The 18,834-nt window shown below is 72.4% G+C and carries 14 protein-coding genes; 2 read left to right on the top strand and 12 right to left on the bottom strand.

Annotated elements, in window-relative coordinates; translation table 11 throughout:
- The first annotated feature begins 26 nt into the window (after positions 1-26).
- Both J2Z33_RS13210 and J2Z33_RS13205 read left to right on the top strand, forming a co-directional pair.
- Positions 27-1,391 carry a choice-of-anchor Q domain-containing protein gene (locus J2Z33_RS13210; protein ID WP_209841808.1) on the top strand — a complete coding sequence of 455 codons (1,365 nt, stop codon included), beginning with the start codon at positions 27-29 and terminating at the stop codon, positions 1,389-1,391.
- 229 nt (positions 1,392-1,620) lie between these two features.
- On the top strand, positions 1,621-3,069 hold the full coding sequence (locus tag J2Z33_RS13205) for a mannose-1-phosphate guanylyltransferase/mannose-6-phosphate isomerase (RefSeq protein WP_209841806.1): 1,449 nt from the start codon (positions 1,621-1,623) through the stop codon (positions 3,067-3,069).
- Between the two features lie 22 nt (positions 3,070-3,091).
- Here J2Z33_RS13205 and J2Z33_RS13200 read toward each other — a convergent pair whose 3' ends face one another.
- The 12 genes from J2Z33_RS13200 to J2Z33_RS13145 form a co-directional block, all read right to left on the bottom strand.
- The gene (locus tag J2Z33_RS13200; protein WP_209841804.1) at positions 3,092-4,570 is read right to left on the bottom strand and encodes an oligosaccharide flippase family protein; all 1,479 of its coding nucleotides are present in this window, start codon (positions 4,568-4,570) and stop codon (positions 3,092-3,094) included.
- Entirely contained in the window at positions 4,567-6,429 is a 1,863-nt protein-coding gene (locus J2Z33_RS13195; protein WP_209841802.1) for a glycosyltransferase family protein, read from the bottom strand. The genes J2Z33_RS13200 and J2Z33_RS13195 overlap by 4 nt, the downstream gene beginning before the upstream one ends.
- Positions 6,426-7,469 (bottom strand): UDP-glucuronic acid decarboxylase family protein, encoded by a 1,044-nt coding sequence (locus J2Z33_RS13190; RefSeq protein ID WP_209841800.1) that lies wholly within the window; start codon positions 7,467-7,469, stop codon positions 6,426-6,428. The genes J2Z33_RS13195 and J2Z33_RS13190 overlap by 4 nt, the downstream gene beginning before the upstream one ends.
- Before the next feature lie 43 nt (positions 7,470-7,512).
- On the bottom strand, positions 7,513-8,904 hold the full coding sequence (locus J2Z33_RS13185) for a sugar transferase (RefSeq protein ID WP_209841798.1): 1,392 nt from the start codon (positions 8,902-8,904) through the stop codon (positions 7,513-7,515).
- Positions 8,901-9,824 carry a WecB/TagA/CpsF family glycosyltransferase gene (locus tag J2Z33_RS13180; RefSeq protein ID WP_209841796.1) on the bottom strand — a complete coding sequence of 308 codons (924 nt, stop codon included), beginning with the start codon at positions 9,822-9,824 and terminating at the stop codon, positions 8,901-8,903. Before J2Z33_RS13180 ends, J2Z33_RS13185 begins: the two co-directional genes overlap by 4 nt.
- Positions 9,825-10,289: 465 nt before the next feature.
- Positions 10,290-11,471, bottom strand: a complete 1,182-nt coding sequence (locus J2Z33_RS13175) for a DegT/DnrJ/EryC1/StrS family aminotransferase (protein WP_209841794.1) — start codon at positions 11,469-11,471, stop codon at positions 10,290-10,292.
- Positions 11,468-12,472, bottom strand: coding sequence for an SDR family NAD(P)-dependent oxidoreductase (locus J2Z33_RS13170; RefSeq protein WP_209841792.1), 1,005 nt, complete (start codon positions 12,470-12,472; stop codon positions 11,468-11,470). The genes J2Z33_RS13175 and J2Z33_RS13170 overlap by 4 nt, the downstream gene beginning before the upstream one ends.
- A 12-nt stretch (positions 12,473-12,484) precedes the next feature.
- The gene (locus tag J2Z33_RS13165; RefSeq protein WP_209841790.1) at positions 12,485-13,600 is read right to left on the bottom strand and encodes a DegT/DnrJ/EryC1/StrS family aminotransferase; all 1,116 of its coding nucleotides are present in this window, start codon (positions 13,598-13,600) and stop codon (positions 12,485-12,487) included.
- Complete coding sequence (locus J2Z33_RS13160) at positions 13,597-14,613, bottom strand: Gfo/Idh/MocA family protein (RefSeq protein WP_209841788.1); 1,017 nt, start codon at positions 14,611-14,613, stop codon at positions 13,597-13,599. The genes J2Z33_RS13165 and J2Z33_RS13160 overlap by 4 nt, the downstream gene beginning before the upstream one ends.
- Positions 14,610-15,146, bottom strand: coding sequence for an acyltransferase (locus J2Z33_RS13155; RefSeq protein WP_342454184.1), 537 nt, complete (start codon positions 15,144-15,146; stop codon positions 14,610-14,612). Before J2Z33_RS13155 ends, J2Z33_RS13160 begins: the two co-directional genes overlap by 4 nt.
- A gap of 241 nt (positions 15,147-15,387) precedes the next feature.
- Positions 15,388-17,721 (bottom strand): GumC family protein, encoded by a 2,334-nt coding sequence (locus J2Z33_RS13150; protein WP_209841786.1) that lies wholly within the window; start codon positions 17,719-17,721, stop codon positions 15,388-15,390.
- On the bottom strand, positions 17,718-18,821 hold the full coding sequence (locus J2Z33_RS13145) for a glycosyltransferase family 4 protein (protein ID WP_342454183.1): 1,104 nt from the start codon (positions 18,819-18,821) through the stop codon (positions 17,718-17,720). Before J2Z33_RS13145 ends, J2Z33_RS13150 begins: the two co-directional genes overlap by 4 nt.
- Positions 18,822-18,834: the final 13 nt, after the last annotated feature.

Below are 18,834 nucleotides of genomic sequence, written 5' to 3'. Positions count from 1 at the left end.
GGCGGGAGGCGGAACGGGAGGAAGCCATGCGGCAGCACGTGTCGGTCCTGGCGCTGGGCGGGGTCATGGGGGTTGCCGGGGTCGGGGTCGGGGTCGTGGCCGGCTTGTGGGCCGACGCGGGGCCGGGCCCGACCGGGCTGGCCTGGGTCACGGGCACGTCCCATGCCTGCCTGCGGGAGTTCCACGTGGCGCCGACGGGCTCGGACGCGGCGGCGGGTGGCGCCGACGCGCCCTGGGCGACGATCGGACACGCGGTCGCCGCCCCGCTTCGGCCGGGCGACTGCGTGACTCTCGCGGACGGGACCTACGCGGAGGCCGTCCGCTGGGAGACGGGCGGCGGCGCCGCCGACGCGACGGACGGCTATGTCGTCCTGCGCGCGGCGAACCGGCATGGGGCGCTGCTGCGGCCGCCGCCTGGGGCCTATTCGACGCTGCTGGTGCGGGCCAGCTTCGTCGTGATCGACGGGCTCGACGTGGTGGGCGGCGAGGGGCACGCCATCGACATCGAGGACGCGCACCACGTCAAGGTGCTCAACAGCCGCGTCCACGACAGCGGCGGCAGCGGCATCTCCGCCTGGAAGGGGGAGTTCCTTTGGTTCGAGGGCAACGAGTCTTTTGGCAACACCGCGACGAACGGCTTCCAGGGCAGCGGCATCTCCATCTACTGGGCGCGGGCCGTCGCGGGGGACGAGGGGTCGGAGGGCTTTCGAAACGTGATCCGGGGCAACCATTCCCACGACAACGTCGAGGGCCCGGCGATCACCGACCCGCACACCGACGGCAACGGCATCATCATCGACGACTTCCGCCACACGCAGACCGAGGGGGTGGAGCCCTATCCCCATCCCACGCTGGTCGAGAACAACCTTGTCCACGGCAACGGCGGCAAGGGCATCCAGGTCACCTGGAGCGACCACGTGACGGTGCGGAACAACACCTCCTGGCGCAACAACACCGACGACCTCAACCCCGGCACCTGGCGGGGGGAGCTGTCGAACGCCCAGTCGAGCGACAACGTGTGGGTCAACAACATCGCCGTGGCCGACGCCTCGATCAACCCGGACAACACCGCTCTCGATAACGTCTCCTACGACGGCTACGAGAACCGCGACGTGACGTGGTCCCACAACCTCGGGCTGGCGCTGGCGCCGGGGGGCGCGGTGACCCGGACGGACGGCGGCAACCCCGAGCCCGATCCGGGCGACGGCAACCTCCTGGGCCTGAACCCCGGTCTGGTCGCGCCGGAGTGGGGCGACTTCGCGCCCGGGCCGGGCTCGCCCGCCATCGACGCCGGGACGGCCCGCCTGGGCCTGCCCGCGACCGACCTGACGGGCGTCCCCCGCGTCCGGGGCGAGGCGGTGGACCTTGGGGCGATCGAGGCCGGCGGCTGAGCAGCGGAAGGCGCATCGGGACGAGGGCCGGCCCCACCGAAAGGTGAGGGCCGGGCGGCGGGCTCCGCCGCATGGGGCAATGCCCGGGTCCGGCCATCCCGGCCTAGGCTCGGCCGACCCATCCCGTCAAGGGAGCCCCGATGGCCCGGCGAGCCCCGATCCCGCGACGCGCGACCTGGCCCGCCGGTCCCGCCCCCCTTTCCAGCGCCCAACCGAGGAGTCCCCTGCCATGACCCGCATCACGCCCGTCCTTCTTGCCGGGGGGTCCGGCACCCGGCTCTGGCCGCTGTCGCGCAAGAGCTACCCCAAGCAGTTCGCCCCGCTCCTGGGCGAGGAGTCGCTGTTCCAGGCCTCGGTCCGCCGTCTTTCGGGGAGCGCGGCTGGGCCGGAGTGGGCGCTGGACTTCGACGCGCCGGTGGTGGTCACGGGCAACGATTTCCGCTTCATCGTCGCCGAGCAGATGGGTGCCGTCGAGGTCGATCCCGGCGCGGTGCTGATCGAGCCCGAGGGGCGGAACACCGCGCCCGCGATCCTGGCCGCCGCGTTGCACCTGGCGGCGCGGGATCCCGAGGCGATCCTCCTCGTCGCGCCCTCCGACCACGTGATTCCCGACGCCGCCGCCTTCCACGAGGCCGTCGCGCGGGGGCTTTCGGCCGTGGCCGAGGGGCGGCTCGTGACCTTCGGCATCCGGCCGACGCACGCCGAGACCGCCTATGGCTACCTGGAGGTGCCGGGCCTGCCGGAGGAGGCGCAGGAGCCCCTGCCCCTTCGCCGCTTCGTCGAGAAGCCGGAGGCCGAGGCGGCGGCGCGGATGCTGGCCAAGGGCACGTTCCTGTGGAACGCCGGCATCTTCCTGTTCGCGGCGAAGGACATCCTGGCAGCCTTTCGCGCCCACGCACCCGACCTTTTGGAGCCGGTCGAGGCCGCCGTGCGCGAGGCGCGGCCCGACCTCGGGTTCCTGCGGCTCGCCCCCGGGCCCTGGGCGCGGACGCGCGAGATCTCGGTCGATTACGCGGTGATGGAGAAGGCGGCGAACCTGTCGGTGGTGCCCTATGGCTCGGCCTGGTCCGACCTGGGCGGATGGGACGCCGTCTGGCGCGAGAGCCTGCCCGACGACGCCGGCGTGGTGCTGACCGGGGGCGCCACGGCGATCGACTGCCGGGACACGCTGCTGCGGTCGGACTCCCAGCAGCTCGAGATCGTGGGGATCGGGCTGCGGAACATCATGGCGGTGGCGATGAACGACGCCGTTCTGGTGGCCGACATGAGCCGGGCGCAGGACGTGCGGAAGGCGGTGGAGGTGCTGAAGGCCAAGGGCGTGCCGCAGGCCGGGCAGTTCCCCAAGGACCATCGCCCCTGGGGCTGGTTCGAGAGCCTGGTGGTCGGCCCCCGCTTCCAGGTCAAGCGCATCCTGGTTCATCCCGGCGCGGCGCTGAGCCTGCAATCGCACGTCCACCGCTCCGAGCACTGGATCGTGGTGGCGGGGACGGCGCGGGTGACGGTGGGCGACGAGGTGCGGCTCGTGACCGAGAACGAGTCGGTCTACATCCCGCTCGGCGCCGTCCACCGCATGGAGAACCCGGGCAAGGTGCCGATGGTCCTGATCGAGGTGCAGACCGGCGCCTATGTCGGCGAGGACGACATCATCCGCTACGAGGATGTCTACGCGCGGACCTGAGCGCCCGCGCGCCCTGGCGGCCTCAGCCGAGGCCGCCCACGGGGGCCGGCGTGGCGGGCCGGACGCGGCGCAGCGCTCGGTGGCCGATCCCGACCACCTCGGCCAAGAGCGGGTGCCGGGCCAGTCGCAGCGCGATCCCCCAGCCCAGCGCGCCGCCAAGGACGGCCAGCACGGTCCGCCCCCAGTCGAGGTCGAGGCCGGTCGGCGAGGTCCCGACGACCGCGAGCGGGATCGCCACGGTCGCCGCCGTGATGGCGAGGCTGGTCATCGAGGCGCGGCCCAGTTCCTTCCAAGGCATCCCGATGGCCCGCCGGATGAACAGGAGGGCGATCAGCATCTGTAGCGGCGCGGTGACGAAGGCGCTGGCCGCCACCGCCGTCAGCCCGTGATGGGCCGCCAGCACCAGGATCGCCGCCGCCGGCGGCAGGCTGAGGAAGGTCGCGTAGAGCGCGTAGCGGATGTGCCCGGTCGCGACCAGCAGCGGATAGGTCATGAAGGCTGGGGCCAGCGTCATCGCCGCGAGCGCGAGGAGGCGCACCAGCGGCGGCACTTGGCCCCATTGCGAGCCCAGGAGCACCTGCACGACCGGATCGGCCAGCAGCGCCAGCATCAGCAGCGCCGGCCACTGCACCGCCGACATGAAGCTGTAACCTCGCACGTAGATGGCCCGGAGGTCGCCGCCGTTGCGCCGGTGGTCGGCCATGGCCGGCAGGATCACCGGCGTCAGGCCGGAGAGCAGAAGCCGGTCGGGAAGCTGGCAGATCGTCACGGCGCGGGTGAACAGGCCCACCGCGTCGAAGCCCAGGATCTTGCCGAGCGCCAGCTTGGGCAGCATGTCGTAGGCGAGATTCGTCACCGTCACTACCGAGGAGGTCAGGCCAAAGGACAGGATCGTCCGCGCGCCGTGGAGCGAGGGCTGGAAGATGCCCAGGTCGGGCCGCCGCCGGATCGCCAGCCCGGCGAGCAGGATCGACCCTGCCGCGTAGGCCCAGAAGTAGCTCGCCGCGCCATAGCCAATGAACCCCAGAGCGACGGTCACGACCGCGATCGCCGTGGCCGAGATCACGTTGATGGCCGCGATGGCGCGGAAGTCGAGGTCGCGGCGCAGGAGCGCCACGGCGGGGCTGCCGAAGGGCGCGACCACGAAGCCCAGCGCCGCGATATGGAGCAGGTGCGGCAGGTCGGGGTTGCCGTAGAAGGCGGCCACCGCGTTGCCGCTCAGATAGATGACCGCGCCGATGGCCCAGGAGGTCAGGGCGGTGATCGTGAAGGAGGTTCGCAGCACGGTGCGGTTCAACTCCGGCACCTGCACGATGTAGGCGCAGACCCCGAACTCGCGGAAGTTCTCGGCCAGGAGAAGGAAGGCCTGAGCGACGAGGTACAGCCCGGTCTCGGCGGGCGTCAGCAGGCGGGCCATGATCGCCGTGGTGACGATGGCGAGGACCTGCCCGAGATACTTGTCGAGCACCGAGAAGACGATGGCGAGGCGGAGGGAGCTCATCGTTTGTCCGTCGGTCGGACCGGCACGAGGTTCGGGGTGGCATCGCCCCGGTCCCTGACCCAGGCGCGCAGCCGCGAGAGCCTCTCGCGGGCGCGTGTCGGCAGGACGGCCCGAAGGACCTGCTTCGCCAGCAGCCGGCCATAGCCGAACTCGGGCAGCGGCGGGACGCCGGGCTTGAGGTGGCCGAGGCCCAGACGCGGCAGCGCGTCGTCCATGGCGGCGTAGAGCCCGTCGCGCAGGGCGCCGGCCGCCCGGACCGGCGACGAGGCGCGCGCGGGGGCCTTGGCCGCCGCGTTGGCCGGGGCCGACAGGCGACGGGCGAGGTCCGGCTGCCCGCAGGCCGTGAGCATCCCGGCCAGCCAAGCTAGGGCCTCGTCCGGGGACATGGTAGGGGCCTCGTGCAGGCTGGGCCGGCGATGAGGGACCGGCGCGGACGCGCGGAAGGTCGGGTCGAGCCGTCCTATCGCCCGGACCAGATGATCGAGCCAGGGATGGGACAGGGCCGGATAGCGCAGGAGCGTGCGCCCGGCCTGCGGCACGTCGCCCGAGGCGAGCAGCGCGACCAGGAACCACGCGAGCTCGACCGGGTCGGGATCGGCCGCGCCATACTCCGAGGTCGTGGTGGCGATCAGCGTGGCAAGCCGGGCGCGGGCCGCCGCCGCGTCGCCCTGGGTCAGGTCGCAGCGGGCGAGGTCGAGCCGCGCCTCGGGCAGGTAGCCGACCAGCGCCAGGGCCGCGTCGAACCGCTGGCGCGCGACCTCCGTCCGGCCCGAGGCGAGCAGCGCACGCCCTTCGGCGACGAGGAGGCGGTCCTGGGCGGGCCCGCCGGACCAGGCGAGACCGCCCCGACCTTCCGTCACCGCCAAGTCGGCGAAGGGGTCGCGCTGCACGATGCTCTCGCCCAGGCGAAGCGACTGTTGCAGGTCGAACCATTGCCGGATCTGCGGGCGGTGCCGGATCGTGTGCCGGGCGTGGACCAGCGCGTGACCGGCGTCGGTGATGGCCCGCAGTCGATCGGGCGAGGCCAGGAGGTCGTCGATCCGGTCCACGACGTCCCCGGCCTCGGCGAAGACGCAATTCTCGCCGTCGAGGAAGCCGGCGGCCTCGAGAGCGGCGGTCCGCTGGGTGACGAGGCAGCAGCGGCTGCCGGGGATCTCCAGGTGCTTGCGGACGAACTCGTTGCCCATCGTGCCGCAGGTCGGCGCGACCATGGAGGCGTTGAGCGCGCGGGCGTAGCCCTCGCCCGACAGCATCCGGTGGGCCGAGCGGCTCTCGTAGCGGAAGGTCGGCGTGACGAGGCAGGCGAAGTGGGCGGTGATCTGCGGATAGACCGCCTGTCGCCAGGGGTAGAGGCTGCCCGCCTGTCCCGTCAGCATCACGGGCACCGTCTTGGGCAGGCCGTAGTCGTGGAAGGTGGCGGGGTTGACGAAGTTGGGCCAGACGAAGAGCCGGTCGGCGATGGCGGGCGTGTAGTCGCCCATGCGGGTGCCGATGCTGAAGAAGGTCTCCACGCCCCAGCGGTCCATGTCGGACAGGAAACCTGCCCGCCGGTCGCACCAAGGATCGCCGTTGTGCAACCCCAGGCGTGGAAGGCCGGGGTTGGCGCGGGCATTGGCGATCTCGATCCGGCGCGAGCCATGGCTGCGGTAGCCGCTCTCGAAAAGGACGAGGTCGGGCTCGTGGCGGTCGCAGACCTCGGCGAAGTCGCAGTCCTGATTGACCACCACGACGTCGAAATGCTCGCGCAGGCAGTCCACGTGGTCCTGCATGTGCAGGACCAGGAACCGCGACGCCTTGGCGTTGCCGGCGTGGTCCCACTGGAAGAAGACCAGCTTCGGCTTGGCCGTCGTCGTGGTCATGCCGTGGCCTCGAGGCCGCCCAGACCGGCGAAGCCCTCCTCCCGCGCGGGAGCGGGCGCCGGGGTTCGGCGCCGGGCCGGGGCGCTCCGCCGCTCGGCCGCGAGGCGCCGCTCGAAGTGGGCGATGGTCCTTTCGAGGCCATGGCGCAGCGAGACCTTGGGCTCCCAGCCGAGCTGGGCGCGGGCCTGCGCGATGTCGGGCTTGCGCTGGCGGGGATCGTCGGCGGGCAGGGGCCGATGCTCCAGCGCCGAGCGCGATCCGGTCAGGTCGAGGATGATCTCGGCCAGCTCGCGCACGGTGAACTCGCCGGGGTTGCCGAGGTTGACGGGGCCGGGCAGCGAGTCCGGGCCCGCCATCATGCGAAGGAAGCCGTCGATGAGGTCGTCCACGTAGCAGAAGGAGCGGGTCTGGCTGCCGTCGCCGTAGAGGGTCAGCGGCTCGCCCCGGAGCGCCTGAACGATGAGGTTCGACACGACGCGGCCGTCGTTCGGGTGCATCCGGGGACCGTAGGTGTTGAAGATGCGGACGACTCGGATGTTCACGCCGTGCTGGCGATGGAAGTCGAAGAACAGCGTCTCGGCGCAGCGCTTCCCCTCGTCGTAGCAGGAGCGGGGGCCGATGGGGTTGACGTGGCCCCAGTAGCCCTCGGGCTGGGGATGGACGAGGGGGTCGCCGTAGACCTCGCTCGTGGAGGCCTGGAAGACCTTGGCCCGCACCCGCCGCGCGAGGCGCAGGACGTTCATCGCCCCCTCCACGTTTGTGCGGAGCGTCTGGATCGGGTCGGCCTGGTAGTGGACCGGCGACGCGGGGCAGGCCAGGTTGAAGATCTCGTCCACCTCGTGGTGCATGGGCGTGGTCACGTCGTGGCGCAGCACGCCAAACCGCAGGTTGTCGCGCAGATGCTCGATGTTGCCGGGCGAGCCGGTCGAGTAGTTGTCGAGGCAGAGCACGTCGTGCCCGCGTTCGAGAAGGGCCTCGCAGAGGAAGGACCCCAGGAACCCGGCCCCGCCCGTCACCAGTATCCTCTTTCCGCCAGCCATCACAGCCATCCCTTCGTGAAAGATCGATTTGAATTCAGGATATTCAGTACGCGCCGCCGCGCCCGAAGACGGCGTGGACCGTCCGCAGCAGGATGTGCCCGTCGAACCAGAAGGACTGGTTGTCGATGTAGAACTCGTCGAGCTGCTGCTGGCGCGCGATGTCGGCCTCGCTCCGGTCCGAGACCTGCCAGAGCCCGGTGAGGCCCGGCACCACGGTCCGCCGCTTGGCCCGGAACTCCGGGTCCATGGCGGCGAGGTGATAGATCGGGAAGGGCCGCGGGCCGACGAGGCTCATGCTGCCGCCCAGGACGTTGAAGAGCTGGGGCAGCTCGTCGAGGCTCGAGGAGCGAAGGAACCGGCCGACCTTGGGCAGGATGCGCGGGTCGTCCCTGAGCTTGTAGTGGGCCTCCCACTCGGCCTGCCGGGCCGGGTCGGTGGCGAGGAGCGCCTCCAGGCGTCGCTCGGCGTCGCGATACATGGTCCGCAGCTTGAGGACGCGGACGACCCGGCCGTCGTGGCCCTCGCGCTCCTGCCGATAGAGGACCGGGCCGGGGTCGATGAGGCGGATGGCGAGGGCGGCCATCGCGATGATCGGCGCGGCCAGGACCAGCATGGGAATGGCGATCAGCAGGTCGGCCAGCCGCCGGACGAGGCCGGGCCCCTCCGCGCGGGCGCCGAGGACGAGTCCGACGCGCCCGCCCAGCCGCGCCGGCTGGAGCCCCGAGATCCGCAAGTCCGGCGTGTCGGCCAGGAGCAGCACGGTGTCGTGCGCGCGCAGGAGCGCCTGCACCGTCCGCGCCTCGGGCATCGGCCCGGCGACGACGGCCATCGCGGGAGGCCGGGCGCGCATCTCGGCCGGCAGCGCGGGGATGAGTCCGTGCCGCCAGTTGGCGCGCAGCGAGGCCACGACGGCAGGCGCGACGCCCTCGGGGGCGACGACCGCCACCCGCTGCCCCCAGAACCCATGGCGATGCAGCGCCCGTGCCACCGCGCCCTGCCCGGCCACCTGCAGGAGGGAGGCGAGGAGGATGACAGGCACCGTCGCTGCGATGGGCCGCCATTCGGGGGTTGCCACAGCGGCGATGCCGAGGGCGACCGCCAGGGTCCGCAGGACGACCGCCGCCCGGCGGCGCGCCTGCTCGTACTCATAGAGGCCGTAGCCGGGATAGAGTCCCGCGCCGACGAACTGGGCGATGGCGAAGGCCCCGGTCAGGAGCGCGAAGCGCAGGGCCAGGACCGTGTCGAGGCCGGGCCAGCCGAGGGCGGCGAGGCCCAGGACCGTCGCCGCGAACACCGACAGGTCGGCGGCGGCGAGCGCGGCCGCTGCGGGCGCGGGGCTCGCCCGGAGCCGCTCGCCGAGGCGGCCCGGCCTCCGGCGCAGCGCCAGCGCCGTCGCGGAGGTCAGTTCCATGCTCTCGCTGTCGAACGAGGTCATCCCCGCCTCCCGTCATGACGCCGACCGTCCGAATGCGCCGAGGCGGTCCCGGTCGCCGGGGCCTCCGGGCCGAGGGGGAAGCGGCGCAGGCCCGTCCCCTGGGCCAGCACCAGCCCCAGGAAGGCCGGCACCGTCACCGCGTAGCGCTTCCAGAGCCGGCGCGGCTCGCAGGCCAGGCGGAAGACCCATTCGAGGCCGCTGCGCTGGATCGCGCGCGGCGCCTGCCGGGTCACCCCTGCATGGAAGTCGAAGGCCGCGCCCACGCCGATCAGAAGCGGGGCGTCGAGCGCCCCGCGCATCTCGGCCATCCAGACCTCCTGCTTGGGCGTGCTGAGGCCCACCCAGATCACGTCCGCGCCGCTGGCGTTCAGGCGCCGGGCCACATCGGCCCGCTCCCCGGCGGTGAGCTGGCGGAAGGGCGGGGAGTAGCTCCCGACGATCCGCGCCTCGGGGAACCGGGCGCGCAGCCGGGATTCGAGCCGGGCGAGCGTGCCGGGAGTCGTCCCGTAGAGGAAGTGCCGCAGGCCGGCGCCCTGCCCGTCCCTCATCAGGGCGAGCATGAGGTCGGGTCCGTAGACCCGGTCGGCCTGCTTGTGGCCGGCGGCCTTGAGCGCCCAGACCAGCGGCATCCCGTCGGGCGTGACCATGAAGGCGCGGTTGTGGATCTCGCGCAGGCGGTGGTCGCTCTGGCACCGCACCAGCCCGTGGGCATCGCGGATGCAGACATAGCCCTTGCGGCGGTGCCGGACGGCGGAGATCAGCGCATCGACGGCGCTGCCCAGGTTGACCGCCGACAGGCGCACCCCCAGAAGGTTCATCCAGGGCAGGTCGCCGGCGCCGATGGTGGAGCCGGTGACGGGAGCGGTGCTGACATGGGGAGCGGCGGCCGGGACCGGCGCCGATTCGGTTATGTTCCGCATGGGAATGACAGCACCTCGAGTTTCACTGGTCTGATTCAAAGTAGATCGGTCTCCCCCGGGGCCGGCGCTATCTCTTCGGCTCATCCTTGGGAGGTGGCACCGCCGGAAGGTGAGGCTTCCTCGCGCCGGGTCCTCCTCCTCATCCGAATGGGGAGGTTCTCCCCCGAATACGCCTTAAGGATGAACCCACCCATAGGGCCCCGGGCGGGGACGGGCGAGGACACCGGAGCCCCGTCCTGGCGGCTCGGCCCGAAGAATCTCGCCCGTACGGTCCCGGCCGCGTCGGTCGAACGCCGATCGACCCGGACCTGTCCCAGCCTCGGCCGGCTTCGCGGCATCCGATCGGCCGAGGGGCTTGGTGCGCCGCCTTCTCCCTGCGAGGAGGCGACGACCGGACGGCGTATCCGCCGCTCGACGGTCCGGCGGTCCGACAGGGACCCGCCGGCAATCCCGCTCAGGCCCGGGTCAGCTCACCACCGCGAGCTTCGGCGGGGATCGGACGGGCCGGGCGGCCTCGACCGCCTCGATCAGGCGCTCCACCACCTCCGACTGCATGGCGCCCGTCATCTGCGGGAACAGCGGCAGGAGGATGCAATGGTCGCGGGCGTGCTCGGACCGGGTCAGCGGGAACGGCCGGGGCACGTCGACATGGGCCTCCTCGAGGTGCATGCACATGATCCCACGCCGGGTGGCGATCCCATGCTCCAGCATCTTCTGCATCACGGCGACCTGGCCGATCGCCGGGTCGAGCCGGATGCAGTAGCTCTGCCAGTTCGACCGCGCCCAGGCGGGCTCGCGCGGCGGCTCGATGCCGTCCACGCCTGCCAGCATCGCCGTGTACTGGTCCGCCAGCGCGCGGCGACGGGCGACGATGCCACCCAGCCGCTTGAGCTGCTCGCGCCCGACGGCGGCCTGGATGTCGGTCATCCGATAGTTGTAGCCCTGGACCGGGTAGGTCTCGAAGATGACCGACTGGCTCTGGTGCCGCTTCACGTCCGAGACCGACATCCCGTGCTGGCGCCAGAGCCGGAACTTGGCGTCGTGCTCCGGGTTCCGGGTGGTCAGCATCCCGCCCTCGCCCGTCGTGATGACCTTGCGGGGGTGGAACGAGAAGCACACGATGTCGCCGTGCGCCCGGCCGATCCTGGACCAGCCGCCGTCGATCAGGATCTCCGAGCCGATGGCGCAGGCGGCGTCCTCGATCACCGGCAGGCCATGGGCCTGCGCCACGGCACGGATCGCGGCGAGGTCGCAGGGCATCCCGATCTGGTGGACGCAAAGGATCGCGCGGCTGCGCGGCGTGATCGCCGCGGCGATGGCCGAGGGGTCGATGTTGTAGCCGTCCGCCTCGATGTCGATGAAGACCGGCACCCCCCCGCATTGCCGGATGGCGTTGGCCGAGGCGATGAAGGAATGACTGACGGTGATGACCTCGGAGCCGGGGCCGACCCCGACCGCCAGCAGCGCCAGGTGCAGCGCCGTGGTGCAGTTCGACACGGCGCAGGCGTGCTCCACGCCGACCAGCGCGGCAAACTCCGCCTCGAAGTCGGCGACCTGCGGGCCTTGCGAGAGCCATCCCGACAACACGGTCTGGCTGGCGGCGGCGGCCTCCTCGGGGCCGAGGAGCGGTTGCGCGATCGGGATCACGACGCCACCTCCGCGAGGACGGGGGCCGCCTTCTCCGTCTGCCACCAGGCGATCAGGTCGCGGATGCCCTCCTCGGGCCGGACCTGCGCCTCGAACCCCAGCTCCTCGCGCGCGAGGCGGGTCGAGGCGAGCCGGCGCGGCACCGGGTTGACCTTGCGCTCGGCCATGTGGACGGGCTTGAGGTCCGGCCGGCCCATGGCAGCGGCGAAGATCCCGGCCAGTTCCAGGAGCGAGGTCTCCGTCTCGCTGCCGACGTTGTACACGGAGTCGCTGGCCGGGGCGCTGGCCGCCAGGATGTTGGAGCGGGCCACGTCGCGGACATGGATCAGGTCCATCGTCTGCGACCCGTCGCCGAACACCAGCGGCGGCTCGCCGGCGGCGATGCGCTCCATCCAGCGGACCATCACCTCGGTGTAGCGGCCGTGGATGTCCATGCGTGGCCCGTAGACGTTGAAGTAGCGCAGCGCCACGTAGGGCAGGCCCCACTGGTCGTTGAAGGACCGGAGCAGCCCCTCGCCGAAGGATTTGGCCGCGCCATAGAGGGTGCGGTTGCCGTAGGGGTGGTGCGTCTCCTCGGTCGGGAAGCTCGTGGCCATGCCGTAGATCGAGGCCGAGGAGGCCATGACGACCTTGCGGACCTCCTCCTCCACGCATTGCCGCAGGAGGCTGAAGGTGGCGTCCACCATCACCTCCATGGCCTCCTCGGGCACCTCGGCGCAATGGGTGATGCGGAGCGCGGCCTGATGGAAGACGGTGTCGCAGCCCCGCACGAGCTCGCGCATCAGCGCCTTGTCGCGGATGTCGCCCTGCACGAGCTCCACCCGGCCCGAGCCCATGACCCCGTCCAGGTTCGCCGGGCGGCCCCGGACCATGTTGTCGATGACGACGATCTCGCGGCAGCCCTCCTCCACGAGGAGGTCCACGATATGCGAGCCGATGAAGCCGGCCCCGCCGGTCACGAGGACGCGGGTCCCGGCCAGGATGCTGGGAACGTTGGTCATGCGCTTATCCTATCAGGCGGCGACGACGGCGCGGTCGGCGGTCGCGTGGTTGACGGCCTCGATGACGGTCCGCACGTCGGCGTCGGTCATCTCGGAGTAGATGGGCAGGGACAGCGTCTCGCGGGCGATCCGCTCGGAGACCGGGAAGTCGCCGGGGCCGTAACCGAGGCCCGCATAGGCCGGCTGGAGATGCACCGGCACCGGATAATGCAAGTTGGTCGGCACGCCGGCCTGGGTCAGCCGGGCGCGCAGGGCGTCGCGGTCGGGCGTCAGCACGGCGTAGACATGGCCCACGTGATCCTCGCCGAACGGACCCGCCGCGCGCGGCAGGTCGGGCGACAGGCCCGCGTGGTAGGCGTTGGCGACCCGACGCCGCCCTTCGGTCCAGGCGTCCAGGTGACGCAGCTTCACGTCCAGCACCGCGCCCTGCACCCCGTCCATGCGGTAGTTGAAGCCGTGGCGGACGTGGTTGTAGCGGCCCGCCTGCCCCCAGTCGCGCAGCGACCGCACCATCGCGGCCAGATCGTCGTCGTCGGTGGTCAGCGCTCCGCCCTCGCCGCAGGCGCCGAGGTTCTTGCCGGGGTAGAAGCTGAAGCAGCCCATCCGGCCGATGGCGCCGGCGCGCCTGCCGCCCCGCGTCGCGCCATGCGCCTGCGCCGCGTCCTCGATGAGGAGGAGGCCGTGCCGCTCGGCGATGGCCGACAGCGCCTCCATGTCGGCGAGCCGCCCGTGCAGGTGGACGGGCAGGATCGCCTTGGTCCGGGGCGTGATCGCCGCCTCGACCTTCGTGGGGTCCATGCACCAGGTGACTGGGTCGACATCGACGAAGATGGGCGTCGCGCCGGTGTAGACGACCGCGGCCGAGGTCGCGACGAAGGTCATCGGCACGGTGATGACCTCGTCGCCGGGGCCGACGCCGCCCGCCAGCAGCGCGAGATGCAGCGCAGAGGTGCCGGTGTTCAGCGCCACCGCGTGCCGGGTGCCGCAATAGGCCGCGAAGGCCTCCTCGAAGCGATCCACCGCCGGACCCAGCACGTAGCTGCCGCTGCGGAGGACTTGGAGGACCGCCTCCTCGATCTCGGGCTGGAGGCTTCGGTATTGCGCTTGCAGGTCGAGAAAGGGGATCATGACGCTTCCCTGAGGGCGAAGAGTTCGATGGGCTGGCCGCGCAGGCGGGTGGACCGGCTCGCGGCGTCCAGCAGCTTGACGACGCGCAGCCCGCCCTCGCCGTCGGTGAGGGGGCGGGCCCCGGTCTCGATGCAGCGGACGAATTCCTGCATCTCGGTCAGCAGCGCCTCCTTGGAGGAGAGCGCCGGCGCCCACATGTCGCCCAAGCGGTAGTTGACCCGCCGCTCGTAGGCGTCCTCCATGCTGGCGCCGCGGTCGTAGACCTTGACCTTCTCGCTGGTCTGCATGTCGTCGTAGATGACCATGCGGCGGCTGCCGCCGATCAGCGTCTGGCGGATCTTGACCGGCGACATCCAGTTGACGTTGAGGTGAGAAAGCGCCCCGTTCTCGTGATACACGGTCAGGTGGGCCATGTTCTCGGGGCTGTTGGGCAGGAAGGCCGCCGCCGTGGCCGAGATCGCCGCCGCCTTGGAGTCGAGCAGGTGGTCCATGATCGCGAAGTCGTGGACCGCGAGGTCCCAGATCACGTTCACGTCGCGCTGGAAGAGCCCGAGGTTGATGCGGGTCGAATCGTAGTAATAGATGTCGCCGATGTCGCCCGCGTCGATCATGCCCCGGATCGCCTGGATGGCGGGCGTGTAGACGAAGGTGTGATCCACCATCAGGATCTTCTGGCGCCGCGCGGCCTCGTCCACCAGGGCGGCGGCCTTGGCCGGGGTTTCGGCCATGGGCTTCTCGACCAGCACGTGCTTGCCGGCCTTCAGCGCCGCCATGGCGATGTCGAAATGCGTCTCGACCGGCGTCGCGACGATCACCGCGTCGATGGCGGTGTCAGCCACGAGGTCGCGCCAGTCCTGGACGAGGCTTGCGGACGGGTGCCGCCGCCCCGCCCGGTCCAGCGCCGGCGCCGAAAGGTCGGCGATGGCCCCGACCTGCGCGTTCTCGAGCTCCGAGGCGGCCCGCGCGATGTTGGGGCCCCAGTAGCCGTATCCGACGACTCCGATGCGGATCATGTCGCCCTCGCTTCTTCGGGTTGATGGACAGGGTTCGGCGCGGCGGGAGCGGCCTCTCGGTCGCGGACGTCGCCCACGACGCGCGCCGGGACGCCGGTGACGATGGCGAAGTCGGGCACGTCGCGGGTGACGACCGCCCCCGCGCCGACCAGGGCGTGCCGCCCCACGGTCAGGCCGCAGACGATCGTCGCGTTCGAGCCGATGGAGGCGCCGGCGCGCACCAGCGTCGGTTCGCAGGTCCAGTCGCCATCGCCCTTGGGCGAGCCATCCGGATTGGCGCTGCGGGGCAGGCGGTCGTTGGTGAACATCACGCCGTGGCCGAGGAACACCTCGTCCTCCAGGGTCACGCCGTCGCAGAGGAAGGAATGGGACGACACCTTGCAGCGCGCGCCCACGACGCTGCCGCGCTGGATCTCCACGAAGGGGCCGATCCTGGTTCCGGCGCCGATCCGGCAACCGTAGAGGTTGACCAGGTCCGGATGGGTGATGGCGGCCCCCGCCGCGATGTCACAATCGTTAATCGGCACGCTCACTCCCCGTCTCCGGTTGACGCGCCCCGGGGACGCGACCTGCTGGCCCCGCCCGGAGCCTTGGTCCGAGGGTGGTCCGCTCCCGCCTCGGTGAGAACCGCCTCATTGGGTCAGGACGGGGGGCGGCCCATACGCCTAAGGGATGAAGCCTGCTCCTCTGGACGGGTCAGGCTCCGGCCGGAAACGGAACGGCCGATCGCGCGGTGGCGCGATCGGCCAAGGGTTCCGGCCGGGACGGGTGGGCTCAGGCCGCGCTCTCGCGGTAGCGGCGCAGCGCCGGGCTGAACAGGTCCGAATCGGCGAAGCTGTAGCGGGCATGGGCCTGCGGATCGACCTGCGCCAGGGCGACCGCGACCGGCTCGCCCCCGTGCTCGATCAGTCGGTCGATGGCCAGCTCGGCCACCCTCAGCGGCGTCCGGCCCCAGCGGGCGACCAGCAGGCACTGCTCGACCTGGCTCGCCAGGAAGGCCGCCTCGGCCGAGGCCAGCACCGGCGCGCCCTCCACGATCAGGATGCGCCCCCGGGCCCGCGCGTGGTCCATCAGGGCCTGGAGCCCGTCCGATTCGAGCAGCGACCCCCGCCGCTCGGTCCCCGCCGCGACATACTCGACGCCCGTCTCGGCATGGGTCCGGATCACCCGGTCCAGCCCCACCTGCCCGGCACAGAGCTCGGCGAAGCCGGGCGAGGCCGGGCCGCCGAACTGCTCGTGGGCCGAGCCCCCCTGCGGATCGACGTCCACGAGGAGGACGCCATGCCCCGCCTCGGCCAGGGCGAGGGCCAGCCCCGCCGCCGTCGTCGAGGCCCCCTCCCCCGGCAGCGCGGAGGTCACGAGAAGGCTGTCGGGCATCCGCCCCCCCCCGGCCCGCTGGATCGACAGGGCCAGCCAGCGCATCGCGTCCGCGACCGCGCCGTTAGGGCTCTGCCGGAGCCGGTCGGGAAGGGTCGGGGCGCCCCGGCCGTCCAGCGCCGGGATCAGGCCGGCGGTGACCACGCCGGGCAGGCCCCAGAACTGCTGCTGGCTGCGGGCGGAGCGGTCGAGCATCTCGCGGACGCAGGCCGCCGTCGTGGCGAGGCAGAGAGCCCCCAGGATGGCCACGGCGAGGTAGAACTTCCGGCCCCGCCCGTCCGGGAACCGGGGCGGCGTCGCTGGCGACAGGATCTCGGCCTCGGCCACCGGCAGGATCGCTTCGCCATCGACGCGCCGGAACTGCTCCTCCAGCGCGGCCAGCGTGCTCCGCTCGCGGCCCAGCTCGGCGGCCATGACCTGGTAGTCGACCTCCTTCGCGCCGGTGAGGAGCGCCGCGTGGCGCACCCCGTCGATGGCCGCCTCCGTCTCGGCCCGCTCGCGGTCCAGCGACTCGATGCGGATCGTCAGCGCATCCGCGAGCCGCGAGGCCTCGCTGGCGATGGCCCGCTCGGTCTCGGCGACGGCGGCGCGGCGGCTCGCCACCTCGGCGTGGTTCTCCCCGTAGGTCTGGCGAAGCCGCGCCAGCTCGCGCTGCTGGACCTGGAGGTCGCGCCGCAGCTCGGACATGAGCGGCGAGGCGATGGCGCCGATGGCGGCGGAGGTGGTGTTGCCGGCCCGCAGCTCGTCGAGGGCCGAGGCGTATTGCGCCCGTGTCCGGGCGATCTCGGACAATTGCGCGTTCAGGGCGGCCACCTGCGAGGTGGACTCCGTCCGGGGTTCCTCCAGGTCGAGGCTGTTGAGGGACCGGAACTCGTTGGCGCGCAGCTCGATGTCCTGCACGCGCGCGCGCTGCGCCTCGATGCGGCCGGTCAGCCACTCGCGCGCCCGCGCCGCCTCGGCGGCGGCCTGCGCGCGGCGCTGGTCGAGGTAGCTCTCGACCAGCCGGTTCGGCACCTGGGCGGCCAGGATTGGATCGCGCGAACTGAAGGCGATCTCCACGACGTTGGTGGTGCCACTGCGATGGATCGCCAGGGCCTTGTAGAAGTTGCGGATCACCGGGTCCCACTTCACCTGCGACGACAGGTCCACCGCGTCCTCGCCGGCGACCAGCCGGGCGGCCGCCTGCAGCAGGAGGCTGAGCGGGTTGGCGCTCGGCGGCGGCGGGTTGAACTCCTCCAGCTCCGCCAGCCCGAGGTCGTCGATCACCTGCTGGACGTTGGACTGCGCCTGGAGGCGCTCGATCTCGGTGGCGAGGTCGAGCGGCGGCAGCGGCCCCGCCGCCGGGGTGGCGAGCGCGACCGCCTGCGGCCGGTCGATCAGCAGCCGGATCTGGGCGGAATAGGTCTTCTCGATCGCCAGGATCAGCGGCAGCAGCGCCGCGATCACCAGGCCCGAGGCCAGGGCGATGAACCCCGCCCGGCGGCGCAGGAGCCGGGCGAAGCCCCGCAGGTCGAACTCCTCGCCCGTGGCCCGCGGACGCGGCGGCCCCTCGTCCGCCCGCTCGCCGCGCGGGTCGCGGCGGAACCCAGGCTCGTCGGAGCGGGCCGGACGGAGGGCCTCGGCCGGGGCCGCCGGCGGGCGCGGGTCTGGCAGGGACTCGGACTCGCCCTCGGGTCGGGGGCTGAAGGGGATCGGGCGGCGCGGACTCATGAACGGGGAGTTGGCGGTCATCTCGCACCCAGGGCTTGGAGTTGCGGGCCGCAGGCCCCGCGATAAAGCTCGTCGAGCCGGCCGAGGTAGCCGTCGATCCCGAACCGGTCATGGAAGAGCGCGCGCCCGCCCCGGGACAGGCGGTCCCGCAGCCCGGGGTCGCGCACCAGATCCGACAGCGCCGCCGCCAGGGCGGGCACGTCGCCCACCGGCACGAAGAGGCCGCTGCGGCCGTCCTCGATGACCTCCTCGTGGGCGCCCACGCGCGTCGTGACGACGGCCAGCCCATGGGCCAGCCCTTCCAGCACCGCCATGGCCATCCCCTCGGCGTGCGATGGCAGCACCAGGATGTCGGCCGACCGGCACAGCGCCCGGACCTCGGCCTCGCCCAGCCAGCCCGGCATCCGGACGCGGTCGCCCAGCCCGAGCCGCGCCGCCTCGGCCCGGTAGGCCTCGACCGGGCCGTCCCCGGCGAGGACGGCCCGCCAGGGCAGCCGGGCCAGCTCCGGCTCGGCCAGCGCCCGGAGCAGCTCCGGCACGCCCTTGCGCTCGCTCAGCCGGCCCAGGAACAGGATCGTCGGCTCGGCGCCGGGGCGGGGGGCCGGGCGGAGGCCGGGATCGGGCACGCTGTTGTGGAGGATGGCGATCCGGTCGGCCGGGACGCCCAGCCGCCCCGCCACGAAGTCCCGGTCCTTGCGGCCCAGCGCGATCACCCGATCGGCCCCCGCGAACATCGCCGCGATCCGGCGCTGCATCCAGGCCGGCCGGCGCAGCACGTCGGCGGCGTAGTCGTAGTCGTGCAGGTGCAGGACATGGCGGCAGCCCAGGCGCCGCGCCATCCCGGCCAGCAGCAGCTTGCGCCCGGTGCTGCCCCGGCCGGCGATGTGGATGTGGTGGATGCGGTCCGGCGCCGTCGCCCGCCCCCAGGCCAGCGACCCCATGGCCGCGAGCAGGCGGAGCGGCGATCCCGCCCAGCTCCAGCGCGGCCCGCGCGTGTCCACGACCGCGTGGCGCACCCCCCTCCGCGCCGCCGCGTCCTGCACGTAGCCGATCATGCGGCCGATGCCGCCGCCGTTCTCGCGGCCGCCGGGGCCGTAATGGCAGACCGCCGGATCAGCCACCGCGCACCTCGGG

The sequence above is a fragment of the Rubellimicrobium aerolatum genome (genome assembly GCF_017872975.1).
In the GTDB taxonomy this organism is placed as follows: Bacteria; Pseudomonadota; Alphaproteobacteria; order Rhodobacterales; family Rhodobacteraceae; genus Rubellimicrobium; species Rubellimicrobium aerolatum.
Note: the sequence above shows the minus strand (reverse complement) of the source record. Positions and strands in the feature narration are given on the sequence as shown.

Coding starts and splice junctions, on each gene's coding strand:
- J2Z33_RS13210 (WP_209841808.1), top strand. CDS start 27: ATGCGGCAGCACGTGTCGGTCCTGGCGCTGGGCGGGGTCATGGGGGTT.
- J2Z33_RS13205 (WP_209841806.1), top strand. CDS start 1,621: ATGACCCGCATCACGCCCGTCCTTCTTGCCGGGGGGTCCGGCACCCGG.
- J2Z33_RS13200 (WP_209841804.1), bottom strand. CDS start 4,570: ATGAGCTCCCTCCGCCTCGCCATCGTCTTCTCGGTGCTCGACAAGTAT.
- J2Z33_RS13195 (WP_209841802.1), bottom strand. CDS start 6,429: ATGACCACGACGACGGCCAAGCCGAAGCTGGTCTTCTTCCAGTGGGAC.
- J2Z33_RS13190 (WP_209841800.1), bottom strand. CDS start 7,469: ATGGCTGGCGGAAAGAGGATACTGGTGACGGGCGGGGCCGGGTTCCTG.
- J2Z33_RS13185 (WP_209841798.1), bottom strand. CDS start 8,904: ATGACCTCGTTCGACAGCGAGAGCATGGAACTGACCTCCGCGACGGCG.
- J2Z33_RS13180 (WP_209841796.1), bottom strand. CDS start 9,824: ATGCGGAACATAACCGAATCGGCGCCGGTCCCGGCCGCCGCTCCCCAT.
- J2Z33_RS13170 (WP_209841792.1), bottom strand. CDS start 12,472: ATGACCAACGTTCCCAGCATCCTGGCCGGGACCCGCGTCCTCGTGACC.
- J2Z33_RS13165 (WP_209841790.1), bottom strand. CDS start 13,600: ATGATCCCCTTTCTCGACCTGCAAGCGCAATACCGAAGCCTCCAGCCC.
- J2Z33_RS13160 (WP_209841788.1), bottom strand. CDS start 14,613: ATGATCCGCATCGGAGTCGTCGGATACGGCTACTGGGGCCCCAACATC.
- J2Z33_RS13150 (WP_209841786.1), bottom strand. CDS start 17,721: ATGACCGCCAACTCCCCGTTCATGAGTCCGCGCCGCCCGATCCCCTTC.